General features: G+C 64.0%; 33 protein-coding genes and 1 tRNA gene. 5 read left to right on the plus strand and 29 right to left on the minus strand.

Going from position 1 to position 24,090, the window contains the following annotated elements:
- Positions 1 to 244: 244 nt before the first annotated feature.
- From ASE75_RS12345 to ASE75_RS12480, 28 genes are all read right to left on the minus strand, one after another.
- Positions 245 to 892, minus strand: coding sequence for an adenylate kinase (locus tag ASE75_RS12345; protein ID WP_055934011.1), 648 nt, complete (start codon positions 890 to 892; stop codon positions 245 to 247).
- Between the two features lie 33 nt (positions 893 to 925).
- Positions 926 to 2,290 (minus strand): preprotein translocase subunit SecY, encoded by a 1,365-nt coding sequence (gene secY / locus ASE75_RS12350; protein WP_055934013.1) that lies wholly within the window; start codon positions 2,288 to 2,290, stop codon positions 926 to 928.
- A 171-nt stretch (positions 2,291 to 2,461) separates the two neighbouring features.
- Positions 2,462 to 3,004 carry a 50S ribosomal protein L15 gene (gene rplO, locus ASE75_RS12355; protein WP_055934015.1) on the minus strand — a complete coding sequence of 181 codons (543 nt, stop codon included), beginning with the start codon at positions 3,002 to 3,004 and terminating at the stop codon, positions 2,462 to 2,464.
- 199 nt (positions 3,005 to 3,203) lie between these two features.
- Positions 3,204 to 3,380, minus strand: coding sequence for a 50S ribosomal protein L30 (gene rpmD / locus ASE75_RS12360; RefSeq protein WP_055934016.1), 177 nt, complete (start codon positions 3,378 to 3,380; stop codon positions 3,204 to 3,206).
- Between the two features lie 6 nt (positions 3,381 to 3,386).
- Positions 3,387 to 4,178 carry a 30S ribosomal protein S5 gene (gene rpsE, locus ASE75_RS12365; protein WP_082463961.1) on the minus strand — a complete coding sequence of 264 codons (792 nt, stop codon included), beginning with the start codon at positions 4,176 to 4,178 and terminating at the stop codon, positions 3,387 to 3,389.
- Between the two features lie 3 nt (positions 4,179 to 4,181).
- Positions 4,182 to 4,538 carry a 50S ribosomal protein L18 gene (gene rplR, locus ASE75_RS12370; RefSeq protein WP_055934018.1) on the minus strand — a complete coding sequence of 119 codons (357 nt, stop codon included), beginning with the start codon at positions 4,536 to 4,538 and terminating at the stop codon, positions 4,182 to 4,184.
- Entirely contained in the window at positions 4,538 to 5,071 is a 534-nt protein-coding gene (gene rplF / locus ASE75_RS12375; protein ID WP_055934020.1) for a 50S ribosomal protein L6, read from the minus strand. Before rplF ends, rplR begins: the two co-directional genes overlap by 1 nt.
- On the minus strand, positions 5,071 to 5,466 hold the full coding sequence (gene rpsH / locus ASE75_RS12380; protein WP_055934022.1) for a 30S ribosomal protein S8: 396 nt from the start codon (positions 5,464 to 5,466) through the stop codon (positions 5,071 to 5,073). The genes rplF and rpsH overlap by 1 nt, the downstream gene beginning before the upstream one ends.
- 9 nt (positions 5,467 to 5,475) lie before the next feature.
- Positions 5,476 to 5,781 (minus strand): 30S ribosomal protein S14, encoded by a 306-nt coding sequence (gene rpsN / locus ASE75_RS12385; protein WP_055934024.1) that lies wholly within the window; start codon positions 5,779 to 5,781, stop codon positions 5,476 to 5,478.
- 65 nt (positions 5,782 to 5,846) lie between these two features.
- Positions 5,847 to 6,449 carry a 50S ribosomal protein L5 gene (gene rplE / locus ASE75_RS12390; RefSeq protein ID WP_055934026.1) on the minus strand — a complete coding sequence of 201 codons (603 nt, stop codon included), beginning with the start codon at positions 6,447 to 6,449 and terminating at the stop codon, positions 5,847 to 5,849.
- Positions 6,442 to 6,759 (minus strand): 50S ribosomal protein L24, encoded by a 318-nt coding sequence (gene rplX / locus ASE75_RS12395; protein WP_055934028.1) that lies wholly within the window; start codon positions 6,757 to 6,759, stop codon positions 6,442 to 6,444. The genes rplE and rplX overlap by 8 nt, the downstream gene beginning before the upstream one ends.
- Positions 6,759 to 7,127: a 50S ribosomal protein L14 gene (gene rplN, locus ASE75_RS12400; protein ID WP_055934030.1), complete on the minus strand. Its 369-nt coding sequence runs from the start codon at positions 7,125 to 7,127 to the stop codon at positions 6,759 to 6,761. The genes rplX and rplN overlap by 1 nt, the downstream gene beginning before the upstream one ends.
- 146 nt (positions 7,128 to 7,273) lie before the next feature.
- A complete protein-coding gene (gene rpsQ / locus ASE75_RS12405) occupies positions 7,274 to 7,546 on the minus strand; it encodes a 30S ribosomal protein S17 (RefSeq protein ID WP_055934031.1) in 273 nt (90 codons plus the stop codon).
- Between the two features lie 11 nt (positions 7,547 to 7,557).
- Positions 7,558 to 7,764 (minus strand): 50S ribosomal protein L29, encoded by a 207-nt coding sequence (gene rpmC, locus ASE75_RS12410; RefSeq protein WP_055934033.1) that lies wholly within the window; start codon positions 7,762 to 7,764, stop codon positions 7,558 to 7,560.
- A 4-nt stretch (positions 7,765 to 7,768) separates the two neighbouring features.
- Positions 7,769 to 8,203: a 50S ribosomal protein L16 gene (rplP, locus tag ASE75_RS12415; protein ID WP_055934036.1), complete on the minus strand. Its 435-nt coding sequence runs from the start codon at positions 8,201 to 8,203 to the stop codon at positions 7,769 to 7,771.
- Positions 8,204 to 8,208: 5 nt separating this feature from the next.
- A complete protein-coding gene (gene rpsC, locus ASE75_RS12420) occupies positions 8,209 to 8,919 on the minus strand; it encodes a 30S ribosomal protein S3 (protein ID WP_055934038.1) in 711 nt (236 codons plus the stop codon).
- A complete protein-coding gene (gene rplV, locus ASE75_RS12425) occupies positions 8,919 to 9,296 on the minus strand; it encodes a 50S ribosomal protein L22 (protein ID WP_055934040.1) in 378 nt (125 codons plus the stop codon). The genes rpsC and rplV overlap by 1 nt, the downstream gene beginning before the upstream one ends.
- Positions 9,296 to 9,571, minus strand: coding sequence for a 30S ribosomal protein S19 (rpsS, locus tag ASE75_RS12430; protein ID WP_055934042.1), 276 nt, complete (start codon positions 9,569 to 9,571; stop codon positions 9,296 to 9,298). Before rpsS ends, rplV begins: the two co-directional genes overlap by 1 nt.
- Position 9,572: 1 nt before the next feature.
- Positions 9,573 to 10,412 carry a 50S ribosomal protein L2 gene (gene rplB, locus ASE75_RS12435; protein WP_055934045.1) on the minus strand — a complete coding sequence of 280 codons (840 nt, stop codon included), beginning with the start codon at positions 10,410 to 10,412 and terminating at the stop codon, positions 9,573 to 9,575.
- Positions 10,413 to 10,416: 4 nt separating this feature from the next.
- Positions 10,417 to 10,731, minus strand: a complete 315-nt coding sequence (locus tag ASE75_RS12440) for a 50S ribosomal protein L23 (RefSeq protein ID WP_055934048.1) — start codon at positions 10,729 to 10,731, stop codon at positions 10,417 to 10,419.
- Entirely contained in the window at positions 10,724 to 11,350 is a 627-nt protein-coding gene (gene rplD, locus ASE75_RS12445; RefSeq protein ID WP_055934049.1) for a 50S ribosomal protein L4, read from the minus strand. Before rplD ends, ASE75_RS12440 begins: the two co-directional genes overlap by 8 nt.
- 2 nt (positions 11,351 to 11,352) lie before the next feature.
- Positions 11,353 to 12,102 (minus strand): 50S ribosomal protein L3, encoded by a 750-nt coding sequence (gene rplC / locus ASE75_RS12450; RefSeq protein ID WP_055934051.1) that lies wholly within the window; start codon positions 12,100 to 12,102, stop codon positions 11,353 to 11,355.
- Between the two features lie 270 nt (positions 12,103 to 12,372).
- Positions 12,373 to 12,681 carry a 30S ribosomal protein S10 gene (gene rpsJ / locus ASE75_RS12455; RefSeq protein WP_007406109.1) on the minus strand — a complete coding sequence of 103 codons (309 nt, stop codon included), beginning with the start codon at positions 12,679 to 12,681 and terminating at the stop codon, positions 12,373 to 12,375.
- A 154-nt stretch (positions 12,682 to 12,835) separates the two neighbouring features.
- A complete protein-coding gene (gene tuf, locus ASE75_RS12460) occupies positions 12,836 to 14,029 on the minus strand; it encodes an elongation factor Tu (protein ID WP_055934053.1) in 1,194 nt (397 codons plus the stop codon).
- A gap of 214 nt (positions 14,030 to 14,243) precedes the next feature.
- A complete protein-coding gene (gene fusA, locus ASE75_RS12465; RefSeq protein ID WP_055934055.1) occupies positions 14,244 to 16,340 on the minus strand; it encodes an elongation factor G in 2,097 nt (698 codons plus the stop codon).
- 98 nt (positions 16,341 to 16,438) lie between these two features.
- On the minus strand, positions 16,439 to 16,909 hold the full coding sequence (gene rpsG, locus ASE75_RS12470; RefSeq protein ID WP_055934057.1) for a 30S ribosomal protein S7: 471 nt from the start codon (positions 16,907 to 16,909) through the stop codon (positions 16,439 to 16,441).
- 81 nt (positions 16,910 to 16,990) lie between these two features.
- Positions 16,991 to 17,362, minus strand: coding sequence for a 30S ribosomal protein S12 (gene rpsL / locus ASE75_RS12475; RefSeq protein ID WP_010164594.1), 372 nt, complete (start codon positions 17,360 to 17,362; stop codon positions 16,991 to 16,993).
- A gap of 211 nt (positions 17,363 to 17,573) precedes the next feature.
- Positions 17,574 to 18,599, minus strand: a complete 1,026-nt coding sequence (locus ASE75_RS12480) for an alpha/beta fold hydrolase (protein ID WP_055934059.1) — start codon at positions 18,597 to 18,599, stop codon at positions 17,574 to 17,576.
- 150 nt (positions 18,600 to 18,749) lie between these two features.
- Here ASE75_RS12480 and ASE75_RS12485 point away from each other — a divergent pair.
- From ASE75_RS12485 to rplA, 5 genes are all read left to right on the plus strand, one after another.
- Positions 18,750 to 18,826 (plus strand) — tRNA-Trp (locus ASE75_RS12485).
- 165 nt (positions 18,827 to 18,991) lie between these two features.
- A complete protein-coding gene (secE, locus tag ASE75_RS12490) occupies positions 18,992 to 19,189 on the plus strand; it encodes a preprotein translocase subunit SecE (protein WP_055934061.1) in 198 nt (65 codons plus the stop codon).
- Positions 19,190 to 19,201: 12 nt separating this feature from the next.
- Entirely contained in the window at positions 19,202 to 19,738 is a 537-nt protein-coding gene (gene nusG, locus ASE75_RS12495; protein WP_055934063.1) for a transcription termination/antitermination protein NusG, read from the plus strand.
- A gap of 199 nt (positions 19,739 to 19,937) precedes the next feature.
- The gene (rplK, locus tag ASE75_RS12500) at positions 19,938 to 20,369 is read left to right on the plus strand and encodes a 50S ribosomal protein L11 (RefSeq protein WP_055934065.1); all 432 of its coding nucleotides are present in this window, start codon (positions 19,938 to 19,940) and stop codon (positions 20,367 to 20,369) included.
- Between the two features lie 4 nt (positions 20,370 to 20,373).
- Positions 20,374 to 21,066: a 50S ribosomal protein L1 gene (rplA, locus tag ASE75_RS12505; protein WP_055934067.1), complete on the plus strand. Its 693-nt coding sequence runs from the start codon at positions 20,374 to 20,376 to the stop codon at positions 21,064 to 21,066.
- 136 nt (positions 21,067 to 21,202) lie between these two features.
- Here rplA and ASE75_RS12510 read toward each other — a convergent pair whose 3' ends face one another.
- Positions 21,203 to 23,665 carry a PhoX family protein gene (locus ASE75_RS12510; protein WP_055934070.1) on the minus strand — a complete coding sequence of 821 codons (2,463 nt, stop codon included), beginning with the start codon at positions 23,663 to 23,665 and terminating at the stop codon, positions 21,203 to 21,205.
- Between the last annotated feature and the right edge of the window lie 425 nt (positions 23,666 to 24,090).

The following is a 24,090-nucleotide window of genomic DNA, read 5'->3' on the forward strand; positions in this document are numbered from 1 at the left end:
GTAGGGGAAGGCCGGCGGAAAGCATACTCCCCGCCGGCCTTACGGCACCCCCGGGAGTGTCGGGTGCCGATCTCGCGGTCGTCGGCGGAACCGCAGCGACCATGCGCCCCTGATACCGGCGACGACCGCCCGACGCGGTGACACGGCCATGACGATTTTGTCATTTTCGTGCGAACTATACAAAACGGGCCGGCCGTTCCCGTGAACGACCGGCCCATCCGTAATGGCTCACAGGCGCAATGCGTCAGGCGTCGAGGATCGCCGTCACCGCCGCGCTGACAACGTCGATGTCCGCCATCCCGTCGACCCGCTGCACCAGCCCGCGCGCTTCATAGATCGGCAGGATCGGTGCGGTCTTGGCGCGATATTCGGCCATCCGCGTCCGTACGGTCGCTTCATTGTCGTCGGGCCGGCGCTTGAACTCGGTCGAGCCGCAGACGTCGCAGACACCGTCGACCTTCGGCCGCTTGAACCGCTCGTGATAGCCCTCGCCGCAATTGCCGCAGGTGTAGCGGCCGACGATACGCTCGATCAGCGCGGCCTCGTCGACGTTCAGTTCGATCACATGGTCCAGCGTGCGGCCGCGATCGGCCAGCAGCCCGTCCAGTGCCTCCGCCTGCGCGGCCGTGCGGGGATAACCGTCGAAGATCACCCCGCCCTGCGTATCCGGCTGATCGAGCCGCTCGCCGATCAACGCGGAGACGATATCGTCCGACACAAGACCGCCCGACTCCATCACCGCCTTGGCCTGCAACCCGACCGGCGTACCCGCCTTAACGGCCGCGCGCAGCATGTCGCCGGTCGACAGCTGGACCATGCCCCGCGTCGCGGTCAGGCGCGCGGCCTGGGTTCCCTTGCCCGCCCCCGGCGGCCCCAGAAGGATGATATTCACGGCGTCGCTCCCCTTATTCGTCGGTAAACCGGCTCAACGGAGCCGGCCACCCTTCAGTTTCGACTTCTTGATGAGGTCGCCATATTGATGCGCCAGCAGGTGGCTCTGGATCTGCGTCACCGTGTCCATCGTCACGTTGACGACGATCAGCAGGCTGGTGCCGCCGAGGTAGAACGGGATCTGCAACGCCGACACCAGATATTCTGGCAGCAGGCAGATGATCGTCAGATAGCCCGCACCGATCACGGTGATCCGCGTCAGGACGTAATCGAAATAGTTTTCGGTGTTCTTGCCCGGACGGATGCCGGGGATGAACCCGCCATGCCGCTTCAGGTTTTCCGCGGTTTCCTCAGGGTTGAAGACGACAGCGGTGTAGAAGAACGAGAAGAAGATGATGCCAAGGCCATACAGCGCCATGTACACCGGGCTGCCGTGCTGGAGATACTGGTTGAGGCTGATGATGAAGTCGCCCCACTGGCTCTCACCCGCGACGCGCTGACCGGCGAACTGGCTGATCGTCAGCGGCATCAGCAGCAGCGACGACGCGAAGATCGGCGGGATGACACCGGCGGTGTTGATCTTCAGCGGCAGGTGGCTGCGATCGGCCTGCATGCCCCGTTGCGTCTGCCGCTTGGGGTACTGGATCAGGATCCGGCGCTGCGCCCGCTCCATGAAGCAGATGAACAGGATCAGCACGACGACCGCGACGACGATGCCGATCAGCCGACCCGGACCGACCGAACCCGAACGACCGCCTTCCAGCAGGTTGACCAGCGTCGTCGGCAGATGCGCGACGATGCCGGCCATGATGATGAGCGACACGCCGTTGCCGATGCCACGGCTGGTGATCTGCTCGCCCAGCCACATCAGGAACATCGTGCCGCCGATCAGCGAGATGACGGCCGCGATGCGGAACGTCATGCCCGGTTCGATCACCGCCTGGATGCCCTGCGTCGCGCCGAGCGTCTCAAGGCCGACGGCGATGAAATAGCCCTGGATCGCGGTCAGGCCGACCGTGCCGTAGCGGGTATACTGATTCAGGCGCTTGCGGCCCGATTCGCCATCCTTCTTAATGGCGGCGAGCTGCGGGCTGAGCGAGGTCGCGAGCTGCACCACGATCGACGCGGTGATATAGGGCATGACGCCGAGCGCGATCAGCGACATGCGGCTCAACGAACCGCCGGAAAACGTGTTGAAGAAGTCGAGAACGCCGCCCTGCGTCTGCTGGCTGAGAATGCCGAGCGCGGTCGGGTCGACACCCGGCAGCGGAACGTAGGAAAGCAGGCGGAAGACGATCAGTGCGCCGATCGTGAACCAAAGGCGCTTCTTGAGGTCGGTCGCCTGCGCGAATTTCGACAGGCTGATGCCTTGCGCCATCTTGTCGGCTGCGGATGCCATGCGTTTGGGTGTCCTGGAAACAAAGAACGGCGGGACGCGTTGTTACCCGTCCCGCCGTCCATATAGTCATGCATCGGAGCTTGTCTAATGCCGCGCGGGCTTTGCCGCGCAATCAGACCGCCGCCAACCGCCGTGCGCGCCCTGACGAACGCCGCACGACGGAGGGACGCATCATGCCTTGAACGACGCCTTGTGCGCCTGGCGCTCGCGGTACTTGACGCCCTTCTTGGCGGCGGCCTTCTCGGCTGCCGGCACGAAGTGGATGACGTCGACCTTGCCGCCGATCTTCTCGACCGCCTCGATCGCACCCTTCGACGCGCCGTCGACGGTGAACGACAGTACCGTGGTCAGCTCGCCCTTGGCCAGCAGACGCACGCCGTCCTTGCCGCCGCGCGCCAGACCGGCGGCCTTCAGCGCGTCGTGATCGAGCGTCGCATTGGCTTCGATCTTGCCGGCGTCGACCGCGCGCTGGATCGCGCCCAGGTTCACTTCCGCGAAATCCTTCGCGAAGATGTTGTTGAAGCCACGCTTCGGCAGACGCATGTGCAGCGGCATCTGACCGCCCTCGAAGCCGGCGATGGACACGCCCTCACGGCTCTTCTGGCCCTTCTGGCCACGGCCGGCGGTCTTGCCCTTGCCCGAACCGATGCCGCGTCCGACGCGCATCTTGGACTTGCGGGCACCTGCATTGTCGCGGAGTTCGTTGAGTTTCATGGGTAGCACTCGCTTTCGCTATGTTCGCGCGGAAAAAAGGAATCACCGGTCCGGTCGACCGGGTGAAGCGCGGGCCATTACAGCCAGGAACGGAAAAAGGCCAGCCCCGGTTCGCCGCACCGGACCAAAATCCGCGGACGACCGGTGCCGGCCCTGTTCCTGCCCGCCATCGCATCAGCGACGACGGGCGTATCGGCAATCAGCCTTCGACCGAGACCATGTGCTGAACCTTGCGGATCATGCCACGGACTTCCGGGCTGTCTTCCAGCTCGCGGGTCTTGTGCATCTTGTTGAGGCCAAGGCCGATCAGCGTTGCGCGCTGGTCGCCCTTGCGGCGGATCGGCGAACCGGTCTGCGTGACTTTGATGGTAGCCATCTCGACTTACTCCGTGATCGCGGCTGCTTCAGCCTCGGGGGCCTTCGACCCACCGTGGCCGAGCAGGTCGGCGATCTTCTTGCCGCGACGCTGTGCGACGGCCTTGGGCGACGTCTGGTCGCCAAGGGCCTCGAACGTGGCGCGGATCATGTTGTACGGGTTCGACGTGCCGATCGACTTGGTCACCACGTCGGCGACACCCAGCGATTCGAACACGGCGCGCATCGGACCACCGGCGATGATCCCGGTCCCTTGCGGAGCGGACCGCAGCGTCACGCGACCGGCACCGAAGTGACCGTTACCGTCGTGATGCAGCGTGCGACCGTCCTTCAGGGGAACGCGAACCATCTTCTTCTTGGCAGCCGCCGTCGCCTTGGAAATGGCTTCCGGCACTTCGCGCGCCTTGCCATGTCCGAAGCCCGCACGACCCTTGCCGTCACCGACGACGACAAGTGCCGCAAAGCCGAAGCGCTTGCCGCCCTTGACCGTCTTGGAGACGCGGTTGATGTGCACCAGCTTCTCGATCAGCTCTTCGCCGCCGTCATCGGCACCCGGAGGACCACGACGATTGCCGTCGCGACCGCCACGACCGCCGTCACGACCGCCACGGTTGCCGCCGGGGCCACCGCCACGATTGCCACCGGGACCGCCACGACCACCGCCACCGGGGCCACCGCGACCACCGCCGCTGCCGCCACGACCACCACCCTGATAGCCGCCACCCTGGGATGCGCTCTGGGGTGCCGAAGCCTCGGGGGCCGCGCCGGCGTCGGGCGAGGTGTTGTTCTCGTCAGCCATGTCTTAGAACTCCAATCCGGCTTCGCGTGCCGCTTCGGCCAGCGCCTTGACGCGGCCGTGGTACAGGAAGCCACCACGGTCGAACACGACCTGGGTGACGCCGGCGGCCTTCGCTGCTTCCGCAACGCGCTTGCCGACTTCGGTCGCCGCGGCGATGTTCGCCCCCGACGTGTCGCGCACACCCTTTTCCAGGGTCGATGCCGATGCGAGCGTGGCGCCCGCCTCGTCGTCGATCACCTGGGCATAGATGTGCTTGCCCGAACGATGCACCGACAGGCGCGGACGCGCGCCGGCACGGGCACGGAGGGCGGTACGATTGCGGCGACGCCGCTTTTCGAAAAGAGAGAGACCCTTGGTCATTACTTCTTCTTCCCTTCCTTGCGGAAGATGAACTCGCCGTCGTACTTGATGCCCTTGCCCTTGTACGGCTCGGGCTTGCGCCAGCGACGGATCTCGGCGGCCAGCTGGCCGACCTTCTGCTTGTCGGAACCGCTGATCTCGACCGTGGTCGTGTCAGGCGTCTTCACCTCGATGCCCTCGGGCACGTCGACGTTGACGTCATGGCTGTAACCGAGCTGCAGCTTCAGATTGCGACCCTGCGCCGCGGCACGATAGCCGACACCGGTGATGATGAGCTTCTTGGTGAAGCCATCGGTCACGCCGGTGACCAGGTTCTGCACCATGGTCCGCTGCATGCCCCAGAACGCGCGTGCGCGCTTGGTGTCGTTGGCCGGCTGCACCGAAATGCCGCCGTCTTCGACCGTGTAGCTGATCTCTTCGCGCAGCGGCATGGTCAGGGTGCCCTTCGGCCCCTTCACGCTGATGACGCCATCGGCGATGCTTGCGGTGACGCCGGCCGGAACCGTAATCGCCTTCTTACCAATGCGGCTCATCAGAATACCTCCGCCAGCACTTCGCCACCGACATTCTGTTCGCGCGCTTCGGCGTCGGACAGAACGCCACGCGGCGTCGAGACGATCGTGATGCCGAGGCCGTTCATGACGCGCGGGAGATCCTGCGAGCCGGAATAGACACGACGGCCGGGCTTCGAGACGCGCGCGACATGCTTGATCGCCGGCTGGCCCTCGAAATACTTCAGCTCGATACGGATGCCGGCCGCTGGCCCCATCTGCTCTTCGCTGTAGCCACGGATATAGCCTTCGCGCTGCAATACGTCGAGCACGCGAACGCGCAACTTCGACGCGGGCGTCAGGACAGAGTCCTTCTTTGCGCGCTGGCCGTTACGGATGCGGGTGAGTAGATCACCCAGTGGATCGGTCACTGCCATGTTCTGTCCTTACCAGCTCGACTTCGTAACGCCGGGGATGAGGCCCTTGTTGGCCAGATCGCGCAGCTGGATACGGCAAAGCCGGAACTTGCGGTAATAGGCGCGCGGGCGCCCGGTCAGCTCGCACCGGTTGCGGATGCGGGTCGGGTTCGCGTTGCGCGGCAGCTCCGCCATCTTCAGGCGGGCGATCAGACGCTCGCCTTCGTCGAGCGTGGTGTCCGCTGCCATGGCCTTCAGCTTCGCATACTTGGGTGCGTACTGCTTGACCATCGCCTTGCGGCGCTCGTTCTTGTTAATTGAACTCAGTTTCGCCATCGACTTAAGTTCTTTCTTTCTAGAAAGCGCCGCCCCGGCACGAAACCGGAGCGGCGGTTGTCAGGTCAGGCTGCCTTCTTTTCCTCGGCAGCCTCTTCGATCGGGAACGGGAAGCCGAACAGACGGAGAAGCTCGCGCCCCTCATCGTCGGTACGCGCCGTCGTCGTCACGATCACATCCATGCCGCGGATCTTGTCGACCCGGTCATAGCTGATTTCTGGGAACACGATCTGCTCCTTGATGCCGCAGGCATAGTTGCCACGACCGTCGAAGGACTTCGGGTTCAGGCCACGGAAATCGCGAACGCGCGGCAGCGCGATCGTGATGAAGCGGTCGAGAAACTCGTACATACGCTCACGGCGAAGGGTGACCTTCACGCCGATCGGCATACCCTCGCGCAGCTTGAACTGCGCGATCGACTTCTTCGCCTTGGTGACGACGGGCTTCTGGCCGGCGATCAGCTCCATTTCAGACGCGGCCTGATCGACACGCTTCTTGTCCTGGGTGGCCTCGCCAACACCCATGTTCAGCACGATCTTGTCGATGCGCGGAACTTCCATGGCGTTCTTGTAGCCGAACTTCTCGGTCATCGCCTTGACGATCGTCTCGTCGTACATCTTCCGCATGCGCGGCGTGTAGAGATCCGTACCCGTGTTCTGATCAACCATTGATCGTCTCCCCGGTCTTGACGGCCACGCGGACCTTCTTGCCGTCCTTGGTCTCGAACCGGACGCGGGTCGGCTTGCCGTCGGCGGTCACATGCGCGACCTTCGAGATGTGCATCGGCGCTTCGCTGCGGACCAGACCACCCTGGGGATCGCCCTGGGTCGGCTTGGTGTGGCGCGTGGCGATGTTGACGCCCGAAACGACGACCTTGCCGTCCTTCGGGATCGACCGGGTGATTTCACCGGTCTTGCCCTTGTCCTTGCCGGACAGGACGATGACCTTGTCACCCTTCTTGATACGTGCAGACGCCATTACAGCACCTCCGGCGCAAGGCTGATGATCTTCATGTGCTTCTTGCCACGCAGTTCGCGAACCACTGGGCCGAAGATACGGGTGCCGATCGGCTCCTCGTTCTTGTTGACCAGGACCGCTGCGTTCGAATCGAACCGGATGGTCGACCCGTCGGCGCGGTGAATGTCCTTGGCCGTGCGGACGATGACGGCGCGGTGCACGTCACCCTTCTTCACGCGGCCGCGCGGCTGCGCTTCCTTGATGCTGACGACAATGATGTCGCCAACGCCTGCAACACGACGCTTGGAACCCCCAAGCACCTTGATGCACTGCACCCGCTTCGCGCCGCTGTTGTCAGCGACCTCGAGATTGGACTGCATCTGGATCATGGATCCGTATCCCTTCTCTCTCTGGGGTCGATTCCGACCGAACCCCGCCTCAAAAAATCACCCCGGCGCGGGATTACCGCACCGGGGGGAGCGGCCACCTAGCCGTTCCCGTACCCGAACGCAAGCCCGGGTACATGGTCGCTCGCTCAGCCCTCGGCCGAAGCCCGCTCCGGCGTCGCGTGGGTGTTGACCCGCTCGATCACCTTCCAGGTCTTCAGCTTCGAGATCGGCGCGGTCTCTTCGATCCGCACCGTCTCGCCCTGCTTGAACTCGTTGCTCTCGTCATGAGCATGATACTTCTTCGACCGGCGGATGATCTTGCCGTAAAGCGCGTGGCGAACCTTGCGCTCCACGTTCACAACCACCGTCTTGTCGGTCTTGTCCGAGACGATCACCCCGGTCAGCACGCGCTTCGGCATGTCGTTCTTCCTTACTTGGCAGCCGCGGCGCTGGTGCGCTGCGTCTGCAGGGTCTTGATCCGCGCGATGTCGCGACGGACTTCACGAACGCGGCTGGGCTTTTCCAGCTGGTTCGTCGCGGACTGGAAGCGCAGGTTGAACTGCTCGCGCTTCAGCTCGCCAAGCGACTCGACCAGCTGGTCGTCGCTCTTGTCGTTCAGATTCTCGATACGAGCCATGATGTTACTCGCCTCCCAGATGCGAGGTGTCACCCAGACGGGCAACGACCTTTACCTTGATCGGCAGCTTCATCGCCGCCCGCTCGAATGCCTCTGCGGCAATCTTGCCCTCGACCCCGTCCAGCTCGAACAGGATACGGCCCGGCTTGACCCGTGCCGCCCAGAACTCCGGCGAACCCTTGCCCTTGCCCATGCGGACTTCGGCAGGCTTCGACGAAACGGGCACGTCCGGGAAGATGCGGATCCACAAACGCCCCTGGCGCTTGATGTGACGCGTGATCGCGCGGCGGGCCGCCTCGATCTGGCGTGCGGTGATCCGATCCGGCTCCATCGCCTTCAGGCCGAACGACCCGAAGTTGAGCGAGGTGCCACCCTTGGCGTCGCCATGGATGCGGCCCTTGAAGGCCTTGCGGAACTTCGTCTTCTTAGGTTGCAGCATGGCTCTTAGTTCCTGCGATCATCGCGCGCGGGGCGCACGCCGGAGGTCTGAGCCTCCATCATCAGCCGATCCTGCGCCATCGGGTCATGGCCGAGAATCTCGCCCTTGAAGACCCAGACCTTCACACCGCAGACGCCATAGGACGTGTGCGCCGTGGCTTCGGCATAGTCGATGTTCGCGCGCAGCGTGTGCAGCGGAACCCGGCCCTCGCGATAGCCCTCGGTACGCGCGATTTCCGCACCACCAAGACGACCACCGCACGAAACGCGGATACCCTCTGCACCCAGACGCAGCGCCGACTGGACCGCACGCTTCATGGCGCGGCGGAACGCGATGCGGCGCTCCAACTGGTCGGCGATGCCCTGTGCGACGAGCTTGGCGTCGACCTCGGGCTTGCGGATCTCGACGATGTTCAGCGAGACATCCGACGCGGTCATCGCGCCGATCGTCTTGCGAAGCTTCTCGATGTCCGTGCCCTTCTTGCCGATGATGACACCGGGGCGGGCCGCGAAGATCGAGATCCGGCACAGCTTGGCCGGACGGTCGATCACCACCTTCGAAATCGCGGCCTGCGGCAGCGTCTTCATGATGAAGGTGCGGATCTTCAGATCCTCAAGAAGGAGACGACCATAGTCGGCGCCTTCCGCGAACCAGCGGCTGTCCCAGGTACGGTTGATCTGCAGACGCAGACCGATGGGGTTGCTCTTCTGACCCATTATGCTTCTTCCTGCTCGCGAACGACGATCCGCAGCCGCGAGAACGGCTTCAGGATGCGCGTCGACTTGCCGCGACCACGGGTCGCGAAGCGCTTCATCGTGATCGACTTGCCGACAGACGCCTCGGCGACGACCAGCGAGTCGACGTCGAGATTGTGGTTGTTCTCCGCGTTGGCGATGGCCGAAGCCAGAACCTTGCGCGCGTCGATCGCCATGCCCTTGGTCGAGAAGGCGAGGATGTTCATCGCATCGCCGACCTTCTTGCCGCGGATCAGTGCCGCGACCAGGCCCAGCTTCTGGGCCGAACCACGGATCTGCGTACCGACCGACAGGGCCTCGTTATCCGCAACCTTGCGGGGTGCTGCCTGCTTGGACATCAGCGCTTGCCCTTCTTGTCCGCGGCATGGCCGGGGAAGTAGCGCGTCGGCGCAAATTCACCCAGCTTCATGCCGACCATGTCTTCGTTGACCGAGACGGGAACGAACTTGCGGCCGTTATAGACGTTGAACGTCAGACCGACGAACGACGGAAGGATCGTCGAACGGCGCGACCAGGTCTTGATCGGCGCACGCCCACCGGCGTCCTGAGCGGTTTCTGCCTTCTTGAGCAGATGAAGGTCCACAAACGGACCCTTCCAGACTGAACGAGCCATGTTAGCCCTTCCTCTTCGTCGAATGACGCGACCGGATGATCATCTTGTCGGTCGACTTGTTATGACGCGTGCGCGCACCCTTCGTCGGCTTGCCCCACGGCGTAACCGGATGACGGCCACCCGAGGTCCGGCCTTCACCACCGCCGTGCGGATGGTCGACCGGGTTCTTGGCGACACCGCGCGTCAGCGGACGGATGCCCAGCCAACGGCTGCGACCGGCCTTGCCCAGGTTCTGGTTCTGGTTGTCCGGGTTGGACACCGCACCGACCGTGGCCATGCACTCGCCGCGAATGTAGCGCTGCTCGCCCGAGTTCAGGCGGACGATCACCATGCCGCGATCACGACCGACGACCTGCACATAGGTGCCGGCCGAACGGGCGATCTGGCCACCCTTCATCGGCTTCATCTCGACGTTGTGGACGATCGTGCCAACCGGCATCTGGCCCAGTTCCATCGCGTTGCCCGGCTTCACGTCGGTCTTCTTGGCGGCGATGACCTTGTCACCGACGGCAAGACGCTGCGGCGCCAGGATGTAGGCGACTTCCTCATCCGGATACTTGATCAGCGCGATGAAGGCGGTGCGGTTGGGATCATATTCGATCCGCTCCACGATGCCCTCGACGTCCCACTTGCGACGCTTGAAGTCGATATAGCGGTAACGCTGCTTGTGACCGCCGGCGATGCCGCGCGACGTCACATGGCCCTTGTTGTTGCGACCGCCGGTCTTGCGCTTGCCTTCGGTCAGCGCCTTGACGGGGCCACCCTTCCAGAGCGCCGAACGATCGACAAGAATGAGACCACGGCGCGCCGGGCTCGTCGGATTGTAATGCTTGAGTGCCATCGCCTCAGATCCCCGTCGTCACGTCGATGGTCTGACCATCCTTGAGCGTCACGATCGCCTTCTTCATGTCGGAGCGCTGGTACGGAGCACCCTTCCACTTCTTGGTCTTGCCCTTCTGGACGATCGTGTTGACGCCGGTGACGTTGACGTCAAACAGCGCCTCGACGGCCGCCTTGATCTCGGGCTTCGTGGCGTCGGACGCCACGCGGAACACCACGGCGTTGTGCTCGCTGAGCAACGTCGCCTTCTCGGTGATGTGGGGCGCGACAATCACGTCGTAATGACGATTGTCGATCGCACCCTTCTGAACCTTAGCCATTGAAGCGCGCCTCCAGCTTCTCGACCGCTGCGCGCGTCAGCACCAGCGTGTCATGCTTCAGGATGTCGTAGACGTTGGCACCGGCGGCCGGCAGGACGTTCACGCCGTACAGGTTGCCCGCGGCGAACGCGAAGCTCGTCTCGACCATGTCGCCGTCGATCACCAGCGCGCGGCTGCCAAAGCCCATCTTCGCCATGTCGGCGATGAGGGTCTTGGTCTTGCCACCGTCGACGACCAGGCTGTCCATCACGAACAGCGAGCCGGCCTTGGCATGGCTGCTGAGCGCCATCTTCAGACCCAGCGCGCGAACCTTCTTGTTCAGCGACGGGTTGAAGTCACGAACGCGGGCGCCGTGTGCCTTACCACCACCGATGAACACCGGTGCGCGACGATCGCCGTGACGCGCGGTACCGCCGCCCTTCTGGCGACCGAACTTCTTGCCGGTACGGGCGACGTCTGCACGCTCACGCGTACCGCGCGCAGTGGCGCGACGCTTTTCGAGCTGCCAGGTAACGACGCGGTGCAGGATGTCGGCGCGCGGATCGAGGCCGAAGACCTCGTCGTTGAGCTCGATATCCGCCGCTTCGGTCCCGGCGAAGGATTGAACCTTGACCTTCACGCTCAGCCCTCCTGGCCGTCGGTTGCCGTCTCGGCTGCGTTTTCAGCAGGCGTGTCGGCAGCGGTGTTGCTGTTTGCGGCGGCCTTCAGGCTGCCGGGATACGGTGCGTCGGCGTGACGCGGGACCTTGACCGAGTCCTTGACCAGGAGCCAGCCGCCCTTCGAGCCGGGCACGGAGCCCTTCACGAACAGGAGACCGCGCTCGACGTCCGTCTGGACGATTTCGAGCTGCTGCTGGGTGCGATACTTGTCACCCATGTGGCCGGCCATCTTCTTGTTCTTGAAGACCTTGCCCGGATCCTGGCGCTGACCGGTCGAACCCAGCGAACGGTGCGAAACCGAGACGCCGTGGGTCGCACGCAGACCGCCGAAGTTCCAGCGCTTCATGCCGCCGGCGAAGCCCTTGCCCTGGGTTCGACCCTGTACGTCGACCAGCTGGCCAACGACGAAGTGATCGGCCGAGATCTCTGCACCGACGTCCAGCAGGCCGTCTTCGGCCACGCGGAATTCGGCGAGGATCGCCTTGGGCTCGACTTCGGCCTTGCCGAAGTGGCCACGCTGCGGCTTTGCAACGTTCTTGGTCTTGGCGCTACCAGCACCAAGCTGCAGTGCGACGTATCCGTCACGATCCATTTCGCGATGAGCAACAACCTGCGTCCCTTCAAGGGAAAGCACGGTGACCGGCACATGCCGTCCGTCTTCCTTGAACAGGCGGGTCATGCCCATTTTCTTCGCGATCACGCCAGTGCGCATGATCTTGTCCCTTCCTCGACAGAGGCCCGTGGAGGGTATTCCCCACGGGCGTATCCAGCCCTGCAATCTGAAGCGAGCCCCGTCCCGGGCTGGTGCCCGGCAAGCCGGACGTGACGGGGGACGCTGTCCCAGGCACCATCCCGAAGGATTGCCCGGCGGTATCCCGAGTATCGCGACGTCGTTGCCGATATCGCGGGCGCCTCGTTAGCCGAAAACGCCAAATCCCGCGGGACTCAGATTGGGTCCGAGTCAACCGCGGGAAGCAGGCCCTTACGCCAGCTTGATCTCGACGTCCACCCCTGCTGCAAGGTCGAGCTTCATCAAAGCGTCGACCGTCTGCGGCGTCGGCTGAACGATGTCCAGCATACGCTTGTAGGTGCGCACCTCGAACTGCTCACGCGACTTCTTGTCGATGTGCGGGCCGCGGTTCACGGTGAACTTCTCGATGCGGGTGGGCAAAGGGATTGGGCCACGGATAAGTGCGCCGGTGCGACGGGCGGTGTCGGCGATGTCGCCGGTCGCCTGGTCGAGCACGCGATGATCGAACGCCTTCAGGCGAATGCGGATGTTGCTGTCCATGTCCCTACCAATGCGAAAGAGCGGGCCGTCTGCACGACGACTCTTGGTTTAAAACCGAAAAAGGAAATGGCCTCCACCGCTGGAGCGCCGACCTTTCCCGTAAATAGCAACCGGCCGATTCCCGATAAGGAACCGGCCGGAGGAGATCGCTATATTACTTGGAGATGCCGCTGACAACCCCTGCGCCGACGGTACGACCGCCTTCGCGGATCGTGAAGCGCTGGCCGACGTCCATGGCGATCGGCGCGATCAGCTTGATGCCGAGTGCGACGTTGTCGCCGGGCATGACCATCTCGGTGCCCTCAGGCAGCTCGACGGTGCCGGTCACGTCCGTGGTGCGGAAGTAGAACTGCGGACGATAGTTGGCGAAGAACGGCGTGTGACGGCCACCCTCTTCCTTCGACAGGACGTACACTTCCGACTGGAAGTCGGTGTGCGGCTTGATCGTGCCCGGCTTGCAGAGAACCTGGCCACGCTCCACGTCGTCGCGTGCAACACCACGGATCAGCGCGCCGACGTTGTCGCCTGCCTGGCCCTGGTCGAGCAGCTTGCGGAACATTTCCACGCCGGTGACGGTCGTCTTGCGGACGGTCGGGTGAATACCGACGATCTCGACTTCCTCGCCAACCTTGACGATGCCGGTCTCGACGCGGCCGGTGACGACCGTGCCGCGACCCGAGATCGAGAACACGTCCTCGATCGGCATCATGAACGGCTTGTCGAGCGGACGCTCGGGCTGCGGGATGTATTCGTCAACGGCGTTCATCAGCTTGATGACAGCTTCCTTGCCGATCTCGTCCTTCGTGCCATTCAGCGCGGCGGTCGCCGAACCCTGGATGACGGGGATGTCGTCGCCCGGGAAGTCGTACGAGCTGAGCAGCTCGCGGATTTCCATTTCGACCAGCTCGAGGATCTCGGCGTCGTCGACCAGATCGACCTTGTTCATGAACACGACCATGGCCGGAACACCAACCTGGCGTGCGAGCAGGATGTGCTCGCGGGTCTGCGGCATCGGGCCGTCGGTCGCCGAAACGACGAGGATCGCGCCGTCCATCTGGGCTGCGCCGGTGATCATGTTCTTCACATAATCGGCGTGACCCGGGCAATCGACGTGTGCGTAGTGACGGGCGGTCGTCTCATACTCGACGTGCGCGGTCGAGATGGTGATGCCGCGCTCGCGCTCCTCGGGAGCCTTGTCGATGTTGGCGAAGTCGACAGCGGTACCGCCGGTCGTCTCTGCCAGCACCTTGGTGATCGCGGCGGTCAGCGACGTCTTGCCATGATCGACGTGACCGATGGTGCCGATGTTGAGATGCGGCTTGTTCCGCTCAAATTTTGCCTTGGCCATTATTTCCTACCTTCTGATTCGTATTCCGGTGCCACCCCGGGAACCGCGCGAACGCGGCCCCATAGCGGCTGTTGAAGCGTGACGCCAGCCCCTGCCTTGATCAAGGAGCCGACACGGAAGTGAATTCCGTGTCGTCGAACCTCGGGCAAGCCCGAGGTCGGCCGGCCTTTCGGCGTCTCGGAGCCAGATTGCTCTGGCCCCGTGCGCCTCTGGCTTAGGCCAACTTCGCCTTCACCTCGTCGGCGACGTTCTGCGGCACTTCGTCATAGTGCGAGAACTGCATCGAGTATTGCGCGCGGCCCTGCGTGAACGAACGCAGCGAGTTCACATAGCCGAACATGTTCGCCAGCGGCACCATCGCCTCGACCGTCTGCGCGTTGCCGCGGCTGTCGGTGCCCTGGATCTGGCCACGACGGCTGTTCATGTCGCCGATCACGTCACCCAGATAATCCTCCGGGGTAACGACTTCGACCTTCATGACCGGCTCGAGCAGGGTGATGCCCGACTTCTGGGCCGCTTCGCGCATCGCGCCACGGGCACAGATTTCGAACGCCAGCGCCGACGAGTCGACGTCGTGATACGCGCCGTCATACAGCACGATCTCGAAATCGATGATCGGGAAGCCGACCAGCGAACCGCTGGCTGCGGTTTCGCGGAAGCCCTTCTCGATCGCGGGCAGATATTCCTTCGGAATGTTGCCGCCCTTGATCTCGTCCTTGAACAGGATGCCCGACCCGCGCTCGCCCGGCGTCAGCTTCACCTTGACGCGACCGAACTGGCCGGTGCCGCCCGACTGCTTCTTGTGCGTGTAGTCGATGTCGACCGGCTTCTTCAGATACTCGCGATATGCAACCTGCGGTGCGCCGACATTGGCCTCGACCTTGAACTCGCGCTTCATGCGGTCGACCAGGATTTCGAGGTGAAGCTCACCCATGCCCTTGATGATCGTCTGACCCGACTCGGGGTCCGACGACACGCGGAACGAGGGATCCTCGCGGGCGAGACGATTGAGCGCGACGCCCATCTTCTCCTGGTCGGCCTTGGTCTTCGGCTCCACCGACAGCTCGATCACAGGCTCGGGGAACTCCATCCGCTCAAGGATGATCGGTGCGTTCATCGCGCAGAGCGTGTCGCCCGTCGTGGTGTCCTTCAGACCCGCCAGCGCGACGATGTCGCCGGCGAAGGCCTCCTGGATGTCCTCACGGCTGTTCGCATGCATCAGCAGCATGCGACCGACCTTTTCCTTCTTGTCCTTGACCGAGTTGGTGACCTGCGATGCGGTCTCCAGCTTGCCCGAGTAGATGCGCGCGAAGGTCAGCGTGCCGACGAACGGATCGTTCATGATCTTGAACGCCAGCGCCGAGAACGGCACGTCGTCCGACGACTGCCGCTCGTCCGGCGTCACGCCGTCGAGCTTCAGACCCTGAATCGCCGGAACGTCCAGCGGGCTGGGCAGATAATCGACGACCGCGTCGAGCAGCGGCTGAACGCCCTTGTTCTTGAACGCGGAGCCGCAGACGATCGGCACGAACGCCATGCTCAGCGTACCCTTGCGGATCAGCTTCTTAAGGTCGGCCGTGCTCGGCTCGTTGCCCTCCAGATAGGCCTCCATCAGGTCGTCGTCCTGCTCGACGGCCATTTCGATCAGGTCGCTGCGATACTTCGCGGCCTTCTCGGCCATGTCGGCCGGAATGTCCTGATATTCGAACTTCGCGCCCAGGCTCTCTTCGAGCCAGATGATCGCGCGGTTCTCGACCAGATCGACCAGCCCCTTGAAGCCGCCCTCGATGCCGATCGGCAGATACAGGACGGCCGGACGCGCGCCCAGACGCTCGATGATCGAGTCGACACAGAAGTAGAAATCGGCGCCGGTGCGATCCAGCTTGTTGATGAAGCACATGCGCGGCACGCCGTACTTGTCGGCCTGACGCCACACGGTCTCCGACTGCGGCTCAACGCCGGCAACACCGTCGAAGCACGCAACCGCACCATCGAGAACGCGCAGCGAACGCTCGACTTCGATCGTGAAGTCGACGTGGCCCGGCGTGTCGATGATGTTGATGAGATGCTCGGGGCCCTTGCCCTCTTCGGCCCGCCACTTGCACGTCGTCGCGGCCGACGTGATCGTGATCCCGCGCTCCTGCTCCTGCTCCATCCAGTCCATCGTCGCGGTGCCTTCATGCACTTCGCCGATCTTGTAGGACTTGCCGGTATAGTAAAGGATACGCTCGGTCGTCGTCGTCTTGCCGGCGTCGATGTGCGCCATGATACCGATATTGCGATACTTTTCGAGCGGATGGCTGCGGGCCATGATCGGTGCTTCCTTAGCAATGTGGGGAGCCAGACATTACGCCTGCTCCCCACGATATAGGCGTTTTCGTGGCCGGTGGAAACCCACCGGCTATGCGGTTACCAGCGGTAGTGGCTGAACGCACGGTTGGCTTCGGCCATCCGGTGCGTGTCTTCCCGCTTCTTGACCGCGTTGCCACGGTTATTGGCGGCATCCATCAGCTCGCCCGACAGACGGGCGGCCATCGTGTTTTCGCTGCGCGAGCGGGCAGCGCCGATCAGCCAGCGAATGGCCAGTGCCTGCGCACGCTCGGGACGCACCTCGACGGGGACCTGATAGGTCGCACCACCGACACGACGCGAACGGACCTCGATGCCCGGCTTCACGTTGGTCAGCGCCTCGTGGAACACGCCGAGCGGATCCCGCTTCGCGCGCTGCTCGACGGTTTCGAAGGCACCGTACACGATCAGCTCGGCGACGGACTTCTTGCCGTCCAGCATGACGCTGTTCATGAACTTCGACAGAACCTCATCACCGAACTTGGGATCGGGGAGGATGATACGCTTTTCTGGGCGACGACGACGTGCCATTTCTTGTTTCCTTCTAAACTTCAGCCTTGGTGGTCGAGAAGCTCCGTGGTCGATCGCTGGACCGACCCGGAGCCGACCGGCTTACTTCGGACGCTTTGCGCCGTACTTGGAACGCGACTGGCGACGATCCTTGACGCCCTGTGTGTCGAGCACGCCGCGCAGGACGTGATAGCGCACACCGGGAAGATCGCGGACACGGCCGCCACGGATCAGGACAACCGAATGCTCCTGAAGATTGTGGCCCTCGCCCGGGATGTACGAAATGACTTCGCGCTGGTTGGTCAGGCGAACCTTGGCCACCTTGCGCAGTGCCGAGTTCGGCTTCTTCGGGGTCGTCGTGTAGACGCGGGTGCAAACGCCGCGCTTCTGCGGGTTGGCTTCCATCGCAGGGACCTTGGACTTGGCCTTCTGCGGATCGCGGCCCTTGCGGACCAGCTGGTTGATCGTCGGCATTGAAGCCTTCACCTTTCAAATGGTTACTTTGCTGGAGCCTGAGGCGCCTGAGAATACAAAAAGGACCGTCGGAACCGCGAACGCGGGCCTCGGGTCCTGGAATGCATCCAGCAATGTTCAAGCAGCACGACGGGCACGAAACCCACCGAACAGGGCGCGCCTATACGGCGGAACCCGGCGGACGTCAACGGGCAGCCTGCGTCCGCCGGGGTTATCGGCGGTTACGGTTGAGCGCGGCCAGCAACGCCGTTTCGAACCGCTGCGGATCCTCGACCTGTGGCGAATGTCCAAGCCCTTCCAGCCGGACGACCGTGGCATCCGGAAATTGCCGCGCGGCCTGTGGCGCGATCGCCGGGATTGGCTGCAGCGTCCGCCGGATCGCCACAGGGGCCTGCGCACGCCCGAACGCCGTCTGGTCGAGCGGCCCGATGAGCAGGGTCGTCGGAGCCTTGATCCGGTACAGTTCGCGCGCGACGGGCTGTGCGTAAATCATCTCGCTGGTCTTGGCCTGGGCCAAGGCGACCGAGTCGCGACCGCTGCCCTGATACATGCCCGCCAGCATCCATACCCAGCGGTCATAGGCCGGCTTCCAGGTGCCATGATAATAGTTCGCCTGCTGATATGCCTTGATCGACGCGTAGTTCGTCTTCTTCTCGCCCGCCCACAGCGCGTCGATATCGGTCGGGGGCACCCCCTCCTCGGCCCGATCCTTCAGGCCCAGCGGATTGACCAGCACCAGCCGGTCGACCGCGTCGGGGAACAGGATCGCAAACCGCATCGCCAGCATGCCGCCCATCGAATGCCCCACGACATGCGCACGGCCGATCCCGCGCGACTGCATCAGCCGCCGGGTCAGCGATGCCAGCATCGGCAGGCTGTACTGGGCGGCACGCGGCTTCGACGACTTGCAGAACCCGATCTGGTCGGGGATCAGCACGCGGTAGCCGGCCGACGACAGCGCGCGGACCGTCCCCTCCCATGTGGCACCGCAAAAATTCTTGCCGTGCAGCAGGACCACCGACTGCCCGTTGGGACGTGGCGCGGCGACATCCATGAAGGCCATGTGCGCCGGCTGCCCGACGATATCGACGGTCATAACCTGCACTGGCCACGGATAGGCGAACCGTTCGAGATTTGCGCCGAAATCGGGCACATGCGGCGCCGGATCGGCCGCCGCCAGCAGGCCGGCAACCGGCACGAGCGACAGCAGCAGCCGGCGCGATACAATCTTGGTCATGATGCACTCCCCGACCGGCACTTACCGCGTCATCGCCGCATCGTCATCCCTGCCGGCGGCCGAAATGCCCGGCCACAGTCGAAAAGGGCGCAAAAACCGGTGCGGGTGCTTGTGCCGCCGCGCGGTTACCGTTAAAGGCCGCGACCGCACAGGAGTGTAGCTCAGTTGGTTAGAGCGTCGGTCTCCAAAACCGAAGGCCCTCGGTTCGAATCCGAGCACTCCTGCCACTTGTCGAACCGGCCGCTCGGCCCTTGCGTTTCCGGCAAGCCCCGGCTATCTGCGCCGGCCATCCGATAGCGAGGACGGGCCAGCGCCGCTTCTGACGAAGGAAGCGGCCAGCGAAGCCCTGCCCCCGGTTTCGGCGAAACCCCATTTAGCGGGATCAGCAGCACGTGGCGAAGACGTCTCCCATCGAGTTCATCCGGCAGGTCCAGACCGAGACCAAGAAGGTCGTCTGGCCGACCCGTCGCGAGACGGTGATGACGGGTGTCATGGTCGTCATCATGACGACCATCCTCGCCGTGTTCTTCTTGGCAGTCGACTCGATGTTCGAGGCGATCGTCAAGGCGTTGCTGTCCCTCGCGCAGTAAGACAGGTCGGCAATGGCGCGCTGGTACATCATTCATGCCTATTCGGGTTTCGAGGGCAAGGTTCGCGATTCGATCATGGCCGACGCGACCCGCCTGGGTCTCGAACAGCTGGTCGAGCAGATCGAGGTTCCGACCGAGACGATCACCGAAGCCCGTCGCGGCAAGAAGATCGCGGTCGAGCGCAAGTTCATGCCCGGCTATGTGCTCGCCAAGCTGAACATGAACGACGACGTGTATCACCTGGTAAAGAACACGCCGAAGGTGACCGGCTTCCTAGGTTCGATGGGCAAGCCCCAGGCGATCAGCGAGGCGGAAGCCACGCGGATGCTGAATTCGAAGGAGGAGGCCGCCGCTGCGCCCAAGCAGAAGGTCAAGGTCGACTACGAGATCGGCGATGCGGTCAAGGTGCTGGACGGCCCGTTCGCGACGTTCAACGGCGTGGTCGAGGAACTCGATTTCGACAAGTCCAAGGTCAAGGTGTCGGTGTCGATCTTCGGTCGCGCCACCCCGGTCGAACTGGACTTCGAACAGGTCGAGCGGAGCAAATAAGGCCGAAGCCTTATTTGCGAGCGCCGGCCGACCTCGATCCATCGAGGGCCGACGACACGGGATTTACTCCCGTGTCAGCCGCAAGTTTCAAGTTTCACGGTCGCCCCTCGCGACCTGACGCACCGGCAACGATGCGAATATCGAGGGAATGCCGCGGGAGGTCTTCGGATCGTTTGGACCGCTAAACTGAGAGAGTGACATGGCAAAGAAGATTACAGGGTACATCAAGCTGCAGGTGCCAGCCGGCAATGCAAAGCCGGCTCCGCCGATCGGGCCTGCGCTGGGTCAGCGCGGCGTGAACATCATGGAGTTCTGCAAGGCGTTCAACGCGTCGACGACGGAACTCGAAAAGGACATGCCGATCCCGACCATCATCACGGTCTATGCGGATCGCTCGTTCTCGTTCGAAACCAAGACGCCCCCCGCCAGCTTCCTCATCAAGAAGGCCGCCGGCCTGAAGTCGGGTTCCAAGGAGCCGGGCAAGGTCGTCGCCGCGAAGATCAAGCGTTCCGCGCTTGCCGACATCGCGACGCTGAAGATGAAGGATCTGAACGCCAACGATATCGAGGCCGCGACCAAGATCATCGAAGGCAGCGCCCGCGCAATGGGCCTCGAAGTGGTGGAGGGCTGATATCATGGCAAAGCTGACCAAGAAGCAGAAGGCGAACGTCGTCGACAGCCAGAAGCTGCACGCCATCGACGAAGCCATCGCGATGGCCCGTTCGGGTGCGACCTCCAAGTTTGACGAGACGATCGAAGTCGCGCTGAACCTGGGCGTCGATCCGCGTCACGCCGACCAGATGGTCCGTGGCGTGGTGACCCTGCCCAAGGGCACCGGCAAGACCGTTCGCGTCGGCGTGTTCGCGCGCGGTGCGAAGGCTGAGGAGGCGCTGGCCGCCGGTGCCGACGTCGTCGGTGCGGAAGACCTGATGGAAGCCATCCAGGGTGGCACAATCGATTTCGATCGCTGCATCGCGACCCCGGACATGATGGGCATTGTCGGTCGTCTCGGTAAGGTCCTGGGTCCCAAGGGCCTGATGCCGAACCCGAAGCTCGGCACCGTGACGATGAACGTCGCCGCCGCCGTCGAAGCCGCCAAGGGCGGTCAGGTCGAGTACCGCGTCGAGAAGGCCGGTATCATCCATTCGGGTATCGGCAAGGCGTCGTTCCCGGCGGAAGACCTGCGCGCAAACTTCGACGCGCTGGTCGATGCGGTCGTCAAGGCCAAGCCGACCGGTGCCAAGGGCAAGTATGTCCGCAAGATCGCCGTATCGTCGACGATGGGCGCTGGCATCCGCGTCGACACGACCGAGGTCGTTGGCGCGTAAGCGTTACGATCATCGCATAGAAAAAGGGCCGGGAGCGATCCCGGCCCTTTTTTTGTGCCCGCCAATCTCCACGCAGAGTGCAGCGACTTCGCGGGGCTGATCCGCGATGGACGATGGCCATCGCGGATCCGTCGTATCACAGCCCGACGATACCGCCATCGGTGCGGGTGATGACGATCGTCGAGGAGCGCGGGCGCGAACCGGTCGCCGCCGCGCCCGACTGGTTGGCCGGCCAGTTGCTGCTGATCGCGGTGGTGTCGCCGCCCTCACCGGGATGCTGGATGTTGACGAACACCGACTTGCCGTCCGGCGTCGAGTGGATGCCGGTGATCTCGCACTGTTTCGGCCCGACCAGGAACCGGCGCAACGTCGTGCCCGGCGTCTTGCCGATCCGCGTCGTCACGGTGCTGGTGACGCCGTTCAGCGTGCTGGTGACCGACCGCGTGCCGCCATCACCGACGCTGCCGGGAATCGCCGCGAGCATCATGCAGTTGGTGACGTCGGTGTACGACCCGTCATCGGTCTGGATCCACATCAGCGGCGTCCCCTGCCCGGTCGCATTGCCGGCGGTGCCGAACCACAGGCCGTCCGGTGATGAGAAGTCGTTGGTCGCGTCCAGCCCCGACAGGTTGATGGTCGCCGCGTCGAGATCGCTGCCCGCACCAAAGGCGTAGATGTCCCAGGTGAAGCTCGTCGCCTCGGTCGTGTTGCCCGCTTCACGGAAGCGGATGATGTGGCCGTTGACGTTGCCGGTGCTGGGGCCGCGCCCGTCGACCTTGGGATCGGTGTAGGCGCGCGGGTTGGCTGGATCGACCCGGGCGGCGCTGCGCGACGAATTGTTGGTCAGCGTGCAGTACATCTCGCCGGTCGCCGGGTTCACCGCGGTCCACTCCGGCCGGTCCATCGGCGTCGCCGCCAGCGCATCGGCTGCGAGCCGTGCGTTGATGAGCACGTCCGCCTGGCTGGCGAAGCCGTTGGCCGCCGTCAGCGGTCCCTGACCGAACACCAGCGGCAGCCACTGTCCGCTGCCATCGGCGGCCAGCTTCGCCACATACAGCGTGCCCGCATCCAGATACTTGTCGCCGATCGCCAGACGATCGGACGCATTGGCGTCGCTGGCGCTCCACGCGACGTTCGACACGAACTTGTAGATATATTCGTTCTGCGCGTCGTCGCCCATGTAGAAGGCGGGCTTGACGCCCGGCACCATGCGTCCGGCTTCGCAACCCTCATGGTTCATGCGGCCGAGCGCCGTGCGCTTGCGCGGGGTGGAGGCGGGGTTGAACGGGTCGATCTCGACCACCCAGCCGAGCTGGAACGGTTCGTTACGGAAGTCGCCGGTGCCATTGGCGGGCGTGCCCGGGACGACGGTGGCGTTCCACCGGGCGTAGATCGTCGACGTCGCGTCGGCGGGCACCACCCGCGTCCAGTTGTAATTGCCCGCCCGGCCCTGGCCGATGCCATAGCGTGCCAGCGACGTATTCTGCCGCGTCAGGCCGGCGGCGGCACGGGCCGCGACGTCGCCGGTGTCACGACGGAAATAGCCAGCCCAGTTCTCCTCGTTGGTCAGATAGGTGTGCCACGGCATCGTCCCGTTGGCGCAATTGTTGATCGTGCCGCGCCCGGTGGTGCCGTCGGGCGAATATTTCGTCCGCAGGCTGGCATCGCCGCGCACCGGACCGCTGAAGATCATCGGCGTGTTCGGGGTGATGCGACGGTTCAGCGCCGACGACTGGACATAGCCCCACGCGCCGTTCGTCCGGGTCACTTCGATCACGGAGACACCGTGGCACTCGATCTCCTTGATGACCTCGCCCTCGGGACGCAGGCCGCCGGTGAAGGTCACGCCGTTGACGTGGAGATACTGCTCGCTGACGTTTTCATGGTTCAGGACCAGCAGGCCACGGCTGCTGTTCGACGGATCGGGCGTGTTTCCGCCCGACGCCAAGCCGAAATAGCTCATGCCGTCATGATGATCGCCCGCGCGCTGCGCGAAGTTGGTGTCGGTGCCGTTGTTGGCATAGGCCGGGACACCGCTCGCGATCGGATCGCCAAGGCGATACAGCACCGTCACGGCATAGCCGGTCGGCACGGTCACCACGTCGGCAAGGCTCTTGGCCACGGCGGTGAAGCCGAGCACGGCCGAACCGACGGTGACGGTCGTGGTCGCCGACGCCGTCGTGCTGCCGGCGGTCGCGGTGAACTGGAACGTCAGCACGGTGCCGGTGGCGACGCCCGGTGCGACGAAACTGGCCAGCGCGGTGTCGGCATTGGTCAGCGCGACGGTCGGCCCGCTGACCTGCGTCCAGGCGACCATATTGGCCAGGCCGACGACATTGCCGACCAGCGTGACCGTCTTGCCGGCGGTCGTGTCCCCGACGGTGCCGGCGGTGACCGTGACGTTGGCCGCCGCATCGCCATCATCGTCGCAGCCCGTCAGCATCATGCCGCCGAACACCGCCGCCGCCATCGCCGACATGCCGCCGCGCAACGTCTGACGGCGCGAATAGCGGCTGTGGATCAGGTCGTTCAGGTGCGGTGTCGTCGAACGGTTGGTGTCGATGTCACCATCGCAATAGGTCGAAATCGTATCGGTCATAAAGAGTCCCCCGGTGGGCCGAAGCCGTCCTGCCCCTCCTGCCCATCGAAAGCGGCAAACAGGTTGCGGGACAAAGACACCGCCGGGTCGTTTTAAGGACGGTTCGATGACAGCGCAGCGCAGGGGCGAAGCGCGATTGACTTGCGGTACACGGACCGCTAAGCGCCCGTCCAACCCCGATGGAGCGTTCGCGCGACGTCGGGTCCGTCCAAGACAGTGGGTGTACCGGATCTGCCGGTGCTTAATCTCCCGCCGAGACGGGGATACGGATTTTCCGGCAAGGCACGCGTGGCTCGCCGGTCTGCTGTCGAGGCTATCGACGGTTTCCCAACCCCCATCGCTGGACTTACCCGGTCACGGGCACGAGGGGTTTCCTTCGCGCTGGCGGCCGGTTTTGAAACGGGTCGCCGCTGTTACGACAGCCC

It is taken from the genome of Sphingomonas sp. Leaf17, assembly GCF_001421505.1.
In the GTDB taxonomy this organism is placed as follows: domain Bacteria; phylum Pseudomonadota; class Alphaproteobacteria; order Sphingomonadales; family Sphingomonadaceae; genus Sphingomonas.

What these genes read in the sequence shown, in the direction of transcription:
- rpsS (WP_055934042.1), bottom strand. Translation starts at nt 9,571, where the DNA reads ATGGCTCGTTCAGTCTGGAAGGGTCCGTTTGTGGACCTTCATCTGCTC.
- nusG (WP_055934063.1), top strand. Translation starts at nt 19,202, where the DNA reads ATGGCGCGCTGGTACATCATTCATGCCTATTCGGGTTTCGAGGGCAAG.
- rplN (WP_055934030.1), bottom strand. Translation starts at nt 7,127, where the DNA reads ATGATCCAGATGCAGTCCAATCTCGAGGTCGCTGACAACAGCGGCGCG.
- secY (WP_055934013.1), bottom strand. Translation starts at nt 2,290, where the DNA reads ATGGCATCCGCAGCCGACAAGATGGCGCAAGGCATCAGCCTGTCGAAA.
- rplB (WP_055934045.1), bottom strand. Translation starts at nt 10,412, where the DNA reads ATGGCACTCAAGCATTACAATCCGACGAGCCCGGCGCGCCGTGGTCTC.
- rpsE (WP_082463961.1), bottom strand. Translation starts at nt 4,178, where the DNA reads ATGGCTGACGAGAACAACACCTCGCCCGACGCCGGCGCGGCCCCCGAG.
- rpsH (WP_055934022.1), bottom strand. Translation starts at nt 5,466, where the DNA reads ATGGCAGTGACCGATCCACTGGGTGATCTACTCACCCGCATCCGTAAC.
- rpsJ (WP_007406109.1), bottom strand. Translation starts at nt 12,681, where the DNA reads ATGGACAGCAACATCCGCATTCGCCTGAAGGCGTTCGATCATCGCGTG.
- rplF (WP_055934020.1), bottom strand. Translation starts at nt 5,071, where the DNA reads ATGAGCCGCATTGGTAAGAAGGCGATTACGGTTCCGGCCGGCGTCACC.
- tuf (WP_055934053.1), bottom strand. Translation starts at nt 14,029, where the DNA reads ATGGCCAAGGCAAAATTTGAGCGGAACAAGCCGCATCTCAACATCGGC.
- rpsG (WP_055934057.1), bottom strand. Translation starts at nt 16,909, where the DNA reads ATGGCACGTCGTCGTCGCCCAGAAAAGCGTATCATCCTCCCCGATCCC.
- rpsL (WP_010164594.1), bottom strand. Translation starts at nt 17,362, where the DNA reads ATGCCGACGATCAACCAGCTGGTCCGCAAGGGCCGCGATCCGCAGAAG.
- rpmC (WP_055934033.1), bottom strand. Translation starts at nt 7,764, where the DNA reads ATGGCTCGTATCGAGAATCTGAACGACAAGAGCGACGACCAGCTGGTC.
- rplR (WP_055934018.1), bottom strand. Translation starts at nt 4,538, where the DNA reads ATGACCAAGGGTCTCTCTCTTTTCGAAAAGCGGCGTCGCCGCAATCGT.
- rplK (WP_055934065.1), top strand. Translation starts at nt 19,938, where the DNA reads ATGGCAAAGAAGATTACAGGGTACATCAAGCTGCAGGTGCCAGCCGGC.
- rplV (WP_055934040.1), bottom strand. Translation starts at nt 9,296, where the DNA reads ATGTCCAAGCAGGCAGCACCCCGCAAGGTTGCGGATAACGAGGCCCTG.
- ASE75_RS12510 (WP_055934070.1), bottom strand. Translation starts at nt 23,665, where the DNA reads ATGACCGATACGATTTCGACCTATTGCGATGGTGACATCGACACCAAC.
- ASE75_RS12480 (WP_055934059.1), bottom strand. Translation starts at nt 18,599, where the DNA reads ATGACCAAGATTGTATCGCGCCGGCTGCTGCTGTCGCTCGTGCCGGTT.
- ASE75_RS12440 (WP_055934048.1), bottom strand. Translation starts at nt 10,731, where the DNA reads ATGGCTAAGGTTCAGAAGGGTGCGATCGACAATCGTCATTACGACGTG.
- rplX (WP_055934028.1), bottom strand. Translation starts at nt 6,759, where the DNA reads ATGGCGTCTGCACGTATCAAGAAGGGTGACAAGGTCATCGTCCTGTCC.
- rpsQ (WP_055934031.1), bottom strand. Translation starts at nt 7,546, where the DNA reads ATGCCGAAGCGCGTGCTGACCGGGGTGATCGTCTCGGACAAGACCGAC.
- rplE (WP_055934026.1), bottom strand. Translation starts at nt 6,449, where the DNA reads ATGGTTGATCAGAACACGGGTACGGATCTCTACACGCCGCGCATGCGG.
- rplO (WP_055934015.1), bottom strand. Translation starts at nt 3,004, where the DNA reads ATGAAACTCAACGAACTCCGCGACAATGCAGGTGCCCGCAAGTCCAAG.
- fusA (WP_055934055.1), bottom strand. Translation starts at nt 16,340, where the DNA reads ATGGCCCGCAGCCATCCGCTCGAAAAGTATCGCAATATCGGTATCATG.
- rplA (WP_055934067.1), top strand. Translation starts at nt 20,374, where the DNA reads ATGGCAAAGCTGACCAAGAAGCAGAAGGCGAACGTCGTCGACAGCCAG.
- rplC (WP_055934051.1), bottom strand. Translation starts at nt 12,102, where the DNA reads ATGCGCACTGGCGTGATCGCGAAGAAAATGGGCATGACCCGCCTGTTC.
- rpsN (WP_055934024.1), bottom strand. Translation starts at nt 5,781, where the DNA reads ATGGCGAAACTGAGTTCAATTAACAAGAACGAGCGCCGCAAGGCGATG.
- rpmD (WP_055934016.1), bottom strand. Translation starts at nt 3,380, where the DNA reads ATGGCTACCATCAAAGTCACGCAGACCGGTTCGCCGATCCGCCGCAAG.
- rpsC (WP_055934038.1), bottom strand. Translation starts at nt 8,919, where the DNA reads ATGGGTCAGAAGAGCAACCCCATCGGTCTGCGTCTGCAGATCAACCGT.
- rplP (WP_055934036.1), bottom strand. Translation starts at nt 8,203, where the DNA reads ATGCTGCAACCTAAGAAGACGAAGTTCCGCAAGGCCTTCAAGGGCCGC.